The sequence below is a fragment of the Amycolatopsis thailandensis genome (assembly GCF_042723255.1).
Classification (GTDB): domain Bacteria; phylum Actinomycetota; class Actinomycetes; order Mycobacteriales; family Pseudonocardiaceae; genus Amycolatopsis; species Amycolatopsis thailandensis.
On sequence record NZ_JBHXJK010000242.1, the window covers coordinates 1 to 7,279 of the forward strand.

Below are 7,279 nucleotides of genomic sequence, written 5' to 3' on the forward strand. Positions count from 1 at the left end.
GACTCAGGCCGCGCTTACACCGTTACGCGCGCCATGAAAGGTCCTTTCCTTGCGAAATTTGCAAGGAAAGGACCTTTCATGGCGCGCTGGTGTCCCTCAAGGAGGCCTTCACGGAACGCCGGACGGGCACCGGGCGGAGCTCCCGGCGGCGCCGGACCAGCTGCACGATCAGCACGATCAGCGAGAGCGCGGGCAACGGGTAGCCCACGAGAAGGCCCACCGTGATGTCCACGAGCGGCGCCAAGACCGCGGCGACGAACATCCACGTCGGCGCCACCGGCAGCTTCGGGCCGGTGCGGGCCTTGCCCCACGGTTTCGCCACCGAAAGCCAGGCCTGGAAGGCCAACGCGCTCGCCATCAGCGCCGTTCCGGCCACCAGTGCCAGCGGAGCGGGTTCCGGATCACCGGCCCGCGCCGCCACGACGGAGTCCCGCAAAGCACCCGACAGCAGGAAGATCCCGGCGTAGAGCTGCACGAGCGTGATCACGAACTTCGCCAGCACCCACCAGTGCCGGGTGAACCCCCAGGCCGTCGCCGCGGCGAGCATGAAGCCGGTGAAGGCCGACGCGTTGGCGAGCGGTGCCAGCAGGAGCGAGTCGATCTCGTGCGCCATGGACGTCGCGGCGACGCGGACCGCGCCGTCGTCGGTGGTGCGGCTGATCACCAGGAAGGTGAACAGCGCCAAGGCCTGTCCCATCCAGCCCACCGAACTGACGACGTGCAGCCACACGGTCAGCTGCCGCCAGGTCTTCTTTCCCATGCCGCACACAGTCGCGTGAGCACCCGGCCCGGCACATCGGGGACGACCCTGAAATCAGGCCGGAAGTGGCGGGAAGCAAGCCTGGGCGTCGTGGCCGCCGAACCACAGCCCGACCGTGAACGCCATGGTCGCCTCCATGAGCCGCGCCCGGTCGAGCCCGCCGGCGTTCAGTGGCGTGCAACCGAGGTCGCGGACCAAGGAGCTCACCACCTCGACGGCCTCCGGCGGGCCGCAGAGCGGCACCGCGAGCGGGCGGCCGCCGAACACCGGGGGAGTCATCCGCCAGACGTCCACGTGACACAGGTTGAACGCTTTGACCACGTGCGCGTCCGGTGCGGCGGCGGCGATCCGCTCGGCCTGGTCTGGGATCGTGAGCACGGCGCCTGGCCCGACCGCGTTGGTGCAGTCGATCAGGATCTTCCCCGCGAGGGATTCTCCCGCGGCCGCAACGACTTCTGTCGCCGACGGCGCGGGGACTGCGAGCAGGATCACCTCGCTCGCGCGAGCGGTCTCCGCCCAGGTCCCCACCCGGGCGGAAATCTTTTCCGCCTTGGCCCGGTCGCGCGCGGCGACCATCACCTCGTGCCCGGACCACCGGCCGCCGAGGGCCTCCGCCATCCCGCCAGCGCCGAAAATACCGATACGCATTGCCGCTCCCTAAGATCGAGTTACGACACGACCGTAGAAAGCGGCGCGGGTACCAAGTGGTTACCGGAGGTCTCATGGACGACGTCTTCCTCGCCGATTGCCGCGCCCGGCTGGCCTTCGACCTGATGGCGAACACGTGGAACCCGGTCGTGCTGTGGGCCCTGCGCGAGGGACCGTCGCGGCCCGCGGAACTGCGGCGACGGCTGGGCGGGATCAGCACGAAGGTGCTCACGGAAACGGTCCGGCGGCTGGAGTTCAACGGCCTGGTCCACCGGCGCGACTGTGGGCGGACGGCGAAGGTGGAGTACTCGCTGACGGACCTCGGGGCCAGCCTGCTCGGGCCCATCGAGGCTTTCGGCGAGTGGGCCTTCCGGCATGGCGACGAGGTGCTGTCGGCTCAGGACAGGGCGGTCGGGCTCGTGAGTGGCAAGGACGGTTAGAACCCGCTGTGTCTCAGGTACTGCGGCCGCGCGGTTTCGCGTGATTGGACGGACGACACACGTGACTGAGTGGACGACACGCGTGACTGGCCGGACGACACGCGAGTACCGGCAGCGTTCGTCCTCCGAAGGCGCGACGTGGCCCGAAGGCGTCAGGTGGGCGGGCGAGCCTCGGCCAGCCTGAGGAGCGGGATGGCCGCCGCCGCGTCGGTGATCAGCGTCGAGACCATGCCTGAGCGCAGGACGGCGTCTATCGCCTCGGCCTTCGGTTCCGTGTAGCCGAGCGCGATCACCTCGGGGACCGCCAGCAGCTCCTCGGCACTGATGGCCAGCACGTGATGGGCCAGTCCGGTGGACATCGGCGTCCCGTCGGCGTCGAACAGGCGCGCGGAAACCTCCGCTTTGGCACCGCGTTTCGCTATCGCGCTCCGCTCGGTCTCGTCGAGCGCGTCGTAGACGGTCGACTCCTCGGGCTTCCACGCGCCGATGCTGACGACGGCCTTGGTCAGGTTCTTGAACTGCCCGAAGGTCTCCGCGATCCCGGGCTGCCTGCGCAGCGTCTCGGTGGTCCGGCGGTCGGGGAGGACGAGCGGCCCGAAGATCGGGTACGGCTCGCCGCCGGACACCGACGCGACCCGGCTGACCGTCTCCACCGACCGGTCCCGCATGTCCATGCCCGCCTGCACCCCGCACAACTGCACGACCGGGCATTTCGGCAGCGACTCGATCGCCTCGGTCATCGCGTTCACGGACCGTGCCCAGGACAGGCCGATGACGTCGCCCGGAGTGACGATTTCGGTCAGGAGGCGGGCGGCGAGCGAGCCGATCTTCCGTCGCGCCACTTCGCGGGATTCCGGCTCCGGCGCTCGTTCGAGCACGAGAACCCGGTCCAGCCGGTACGCGGAGCGGATTTCCTCCGACAGCACGAGATCGACCGGCGCCGGCAGCCGGAACTCGACCGTGACGATGCCGCTTTCCCTGGCGGTGTCCAGCATCCGGGCGACCTTGAACCGGCTGATCCCGAACTCGTCGGCGATTTCCAGTTTCGAGGCGCCCTGTTCGTAGAACCGCCGGGCCACCGCGGCCAGGCGCAGCGACTCCACCAGTCCGGGACTCTGCTTCTTCCCGCTCATCTGAGCACTATAGCGCGAAATAGACCCGAAAGGTTGACGTAACAACTGGGAAAAGTTCACCATGCGGGGACATCAACAGCCAGAACATGCAGTCCGAAGCATAGGCCCGTCCCGCTCATTTGAGCGGAGAGAAGAGGAGCTGGCATGCGTGCCGCGATCGTGGACAAGCCCGGGGAGATCAGGGTCGGCGAGGTACCCGATCCGAAACCGGGGGATCGCCAGGTCGTCGTCAAGGTGGGTGCCTGCGGGATCTGCGGGACCGACCTCCACATCGCCGACGGGCACTTCCCGCCGACGCCCTATCCGATCGTCCCCGGCCACGAGTTCGCCGGCGAGATCGTCGAACTCGGCGCGGACGTGCCGGGCGGCTGGCAGGTCGGCGACCGGGTGGCCGTCGACCCGTCGCTGTTCTGCGGCTACTGCAAGCCTTGCCGGTCCGGCCGCGGCAACCTCTGCGAGAACTGGAACGCGACCGGCGACACCGTGAACGGCGCTTTCGCCGAGTACGTCGCCGTTCCCTCCGCGAACTGCTATCGCATGCCGGACACGATGACCTGGGAGCAGGGCGCCCTCGTCGAGCCGGTCTCCTGCGCGGTCCACGGCGTGCGCCGGATCGGGGTCGAGGCGGGGGAGCGGTTCCTCGTCGTCGGCGCGGGCACGATGGGACTGATCATGCAGCAGCTGCTGCAGCGCGCGGGCGCGCAGGTCACAGTGGTCGACCGGAACACCGCGCGGCTCAGCCGGGCCATGGACCTCGGCGCTGTCGCGGTCGCGGGTGACGTGAAGGACCTGGACGACGAGAAGTTCGAAGCCGCCGCGGACTGCACCGGTGCCGCTCCCGCGATCGAGGCCGCTTTCGACTCACTTCAGCGCGGAGGCCGTCTGCTGGTCTTCGGCGTCGCGCCGGAAGAAGCACGCGTCGCGCTTTCGCCGTTCCGGATCTACAACGACGAGATCACCGTCGTCGGCTCGATGGCCGTGATGAACAGCTTCGGTGCCGCGCTCGACTTGGTCGCCAACGGCGCCGTCGACACCGGCGCGCTGCTCACCGACACCTTGCCGCTGGAGCAGTACCCCGACGCTCTCGCCCTCATGCGCAGTGGGGCCGGTCTGAAGGTGCAGGTAATACCGGGAGGCGAAAGTGCGTAAAGCGGCCGCTCTCCTCGGAGTTCTCCTGCTGACCCTCACCGGATGCGCCGGTGCGGGCGCGCTCGGGACCGGTGACCGGACGCTCGTCGTCGGGATCGTCGCGAACCCGCAGATGAAGGACGCCATCGAGCTTTCCGGCGAGTTCGAGAAGGCGAACCCCGGCGTCACCCTCAAGTTCGTGTCGCTGCCCGAAAACCAGGCGCGCGCGAAGATCACCGCGTCGACGGCCACCGAAGGCGGCGAATTCGACGTCGTCATGATCAGCAACTACGAGGCACCGCAGTGGGCCGCGAACGGCTGGCTCGAAAACCTCGAACCGCATATCGCGGCGAATCCCGCCTACGACTCGGGCGACTTCATCCCGAGCATCAAGGAATCCCTGTCGCACAACGGGTCCATGTACGCGGTGCCGTTCTATGGCGAGTCTTCGTTCCTGGCCTACCGCAAGGATCTTTTCGAGCAGGCCGGGCTCCAGATGCCGGCCAAGCCGACTTGGTCGCAGATCGCGGAGTTCGCCGCGAAGCTCGACGACAAGGCGAAGGGTGTCGCCGGGATCTGCCTGCGCGGCAAGCCCGGCTGGGGCGAGAGCCTCGCGCCGTTCACCACTGTCGCCAACACCTTCGGCGCGCAGTGGTTCGACAAGGACTGGAACGCCAAGCTGACCAGCCCCGAATTCAAGGCGGCCGCCGAGTTCTACGTGAACCTCGTGCGAAATCACGGCGAGGTCGGGGCGTCGAGCGCGGGCTTCTCCGAATGCGGCACGCGATACACGCAGGGCCAGGCCGCGATGTGGTACGACGCCACGGTCATGGCGGGTACGAACGAGGACCCGTCGGCCAGCAAGGTCGTCGGGAAGTCCGGGTACGCCCCGGCTCCGGTGGAGAAGACGCAGGCGAGCGGCTGGCTCTACACCTGGGCGCTGGCGATCCCGAAGGTCGCGAAGGACAAGGACGCCGCCTTCAAGTTCATGTCCTGGATGACGGACAAGGCCTACGTGCAGCGCGTCGCCAAGGAGTTCGGCGACTGGAACCGCGTCCCGCCGGGCGTGCGGAAGTCGACCTACGACATTCCTCAGTACCGCGAGGCCGCCAAGGCCTACGCGCAGCCGACGCTGGACGGGATCGCGGACGCCGACCAGCGGAAGGCGATGGCGAATCCGGTGCCCTACCCCGGGATCCAGTTCGTCGGCATCCCCGAGTTCCAGGATCTCGGCACCCGGGTGAGTCAGCAGCTTTCGGCGGCGATCGCGGGCCAGATCACCGTGGACGAAGCCTTGAAGCAGTCACAGGAGTACGCGCAGACCGTCGGCAAGTCGTATCAGGAGGTGCAGTGATGGCCACGCTCTCCGCTCCCGCCCGCACCGAGCCCGCCCACGCGAAGACGGCGGCTCCGAAGCGCGGCACCGACACGCCGTTCAAACGACGGCTACCCCTGTTACCCGCCTTGCTGTTCGTCGTCGCCGTGACACAGCTTCCGTTCGTGCTGACGGTGTTCTACTCGTTCCAGTCGTGGAACCTGGTGCGGCCCGGTTCGAGGCATTTCGTCGGGTTGCAGAACTACATCGACGTCTTCGCCGATTCGACGTTCCTCGGGGCGCTGCTGAACACCGTCGTGCTCACGGTGGTCTGCGTGTTCTTCTCGCTGCTGCTCGGCCTGGGGCTGGCGATCCTGCTGGACCGCAAGTTCCTCGGCCGCGGCGTGGTCCGGACCCTGCTGATCACGCCGTTCCTGATCCTGCCCGCGGCGGGCGCGCTGCTGTGGAAGACGACGATGTTCGACCCGACCTACGGGTTGCTGCACTTCGTGTTCGGCACCGACGTCGACTGGCTTTCGGAGTTCCCGCTGGCCGCCGTGATGGCCCAGGTCGTCTGGCAGTGGACGCCGTTCATGATGCTGCTGATCCTGGCCGGGTTGCAGAGTCAGCCGAAGGACGTGCTGGAGGCCGCGTCGGTCGACGGCGCCGGCCGCTGGCGGACGTTCACCGCGATCACGCTGCCGCATCTGAGCCGGTTCCTGCAGCTGGCGACGCTATTGGGCGCGATCTACATCGTGAACAGCTTCGACGCGATCTTCCTGATGACACAGGGAGGTCCGGGTACGGCGAGCACGAACCTGCCGTTCTACATCTACCAGCGGGCGTTCCAAGGATTCGACGTCGGGCAGTCGTCCGCGATGGGCGTGATCGTCGTGATCCTGACGATGATCGTCGCGACCTTCGCGCTGCGCCTGATGTTCCGCACGTTCTCGGTCCAGGGAGGCGCGAAATGAAAGGCCGGTTCGGCGCGGGCTCGCTCACGGTCGTGACCTGGGTGATCGCGATCCTGTTCGTGTTCCCGCTGCTGTGGATGATCCTCACGGCCTTCAAACAGGAGGCCGACGCCTACACCGATCCGCCGCGGCTGTTCTTCACCCCGACGCTCGACCAGTTCGCGGGCGTGCTCGAACGTGGTTTCCTGCCGTACCTGTCGAACTCGGCGTTCGTGACCGTCATTTCGACGATTTTCGTGCTGCTGCTGGGAATCCCGGCGGCGTACGCGCTTTCGCTGGCGCCGGTGAAGGGGACGAGCAACGCGCTCGGCTTCTTCCTGTCGACGAAGATGCTGCCGATCGTGGCGGCGATCATCCCGCTCTACGTGATCTCGCAGAACGTCCAGCTGCTGGACAACGTGTGGGCGCTGATCATCCTGTACACGTCGATGAACCTGCCGCTGGCCATCTGGATGATGCGGTCGTTCTTCCTGGAAGTGCCGCACGAGATGATCGAGGCGGGCCGCATCGACGGCGCGACCCTGCCGGTGCTGCTGCGGAAGATCATCATGCCGGTCGTCGCGCCCGGGGTGGCCGCGACCGCGCTGATCTGCGTGATCTTCTCGTGGACCGAGTTCTTCTACTCGGTCAACCTCACCGCGGCCCGGGCCGGGACGGTGCCGGTGTTCCTGGTCGGGTTCATCACCAGCGAGGGCCTGTACTGGGCGCAGCTGTCCGCGGCCGCGCTGCTCGCGTCACTGCCGGTGATGATCGTCGGCTGGATCGCGCAGAACCACCTGGTGCGGGGTCTTTCCATGGGCGCGGTCAAGTAGTAGGTCACGAGCACTTGGCCCTGCCGTCCCCAAGGCCGCTCAAGTACATGAAGGCCCCCTTCCTTGCGC

At 67.5% G+C, this 7,279-nt stretch carries 8 protein-coding genes; 5 read left to right on the plus strand and 3 right to left on the minus strand.

The window, feature by feature from the left end:
- Nucleotides 1-76 precede the first annotated feature (76 nt).
- Together ACFWMR_RS42020 and ACFWMR_RS42025 are read right to left on the minus strand one after the other, a co-directional pair.
- Nucleotides 77-760, minus strand: coding sequence for a DUF2269 family protein (locus tag ACFWMR_RS42020; protein ID WP_378382431.1), 684 nt, complete (start codon nucleotides 758-760; stop codon nucleotides 77-79).
- A 54-nt stretch (nucleotides 761-814) separates the two neighbouring features.
- The gene (locus ACFWMR_RS42025) at nucleotides 815-1,408 is read right to left on the minus strand and encodes an NADPH-dependent F420 reductase (RefSeq protein ID WP_378382432.1); all 594 of its coding nucleotides are present in this window, start codon (nucleotides 1,406-1,408) and stop codon (nucleotides 815-817) included.
- A 74-nt stretch (nucleotides 1,409-1,482) separates the two neighbouring features.
- On the opposite strand from ACFWMR_RS42025, the gene ACFWMR_RS42030 reads away from it, so the two are divergent.
- A complete protein-coding gene (locus ACFWMR_RS42030) occupies nucleotides 1,483-1,848 on the plus strand; it encodes a winged helix-turn-helix transcriptional regulator (protein ID WP_378276972.1) in 366 nt (121 codons plus the stop codon).
- 152 nt (nucleotides 1,849-2,000) lie between these two features.
- On the opposite strand, the gene ACFWMR_RS42035 is transcribed toward ACFWMR_RS42030, so the two are convergent.
- Nucleotides 2,001-2,981: a sugar-binding transcriptional regulator gene (locus tag ACFWMR_RS42035; RefSeq protein ID WP_378382433.1), complete on the minus strand. Its 981-nt coding sequence runs from the start codon at nucleotides 2,979-2,981 to the stop codon at nucleotides 2,001-2,003.
- Between the two features lie 144 nt (nucleotides 2,982-3,125).
- Between ACFWMR_RS42035 and ACFWMR_RS42040 the strand changes: the two genes are divergently transcribed.
- The 4 genes from ACFWMR_RS42040 to ACFWMR_RS42055 are packed head-to-tail and all read left to right on the plus strand — an operon-like array spanning nucleotide 3,126 to nucleotide 7,210.
- Nucleotides 3,126-4,130, plus strand: a complete 1,005-nt coding sequence (locus ACFWMR_RS42040) for a zinc-dependent alcohol dehydrogenase family protein (RefSeq protein WP_378382434.1) — start codon at nucleotides 3,126-3,128, stop codon at nucleotides 4,128-4,130.
- Nucleotides 4,123-5,463, plus strand: coding sequence for an ABC transporter substrate-binding protein (locus ACFWMR_RS42045; protein ID WP_093934956.1), 1,341 nt, complete (start codon nucleotides 4,123-4,125; stop codon nucleotides 5,461-5,463). The genes ACFWMR_RS42040 and ACFWMR_RS42045 overlap by 8 nt, the downstream gene beginning before the upstream one ends.
- Complete coding sequence (locus tag ACFWMR_RS42050) at nucleotides 5,463-6,398, plus strand: carbohydrate ABC transporter permease (RefSeq protein WP_039919425.1); 936 nt, start codon at nucleotides 5,463-5,465, stop codon at nucleotides 6,396-6,398. Before ACFWMR_RS42045 ends, ACFWMR_RS42050 begins: the two co-directional genes overlap by 1 nt.
- The gene (locus ACFWMR_RS42055) at nucleotides 6,395-7,210 is read left to right on the plus strand and encodes a carbohydrate ABC transporter permease (RefSeq protein WP_093934955.1); all 816 of its coding nucleotides are present in this window, start codon (nucleotides 6,395-6,397) and stop codon (nucleotides 7,208-7,210) included. Before ACFWMR_RS42050 ends, ACFWMR_RS42055 begins: the two co-directional genes overlap by 4 nt.
- Nucleotides 7,211-7,279: the final 69 nt, after the last annotated feature.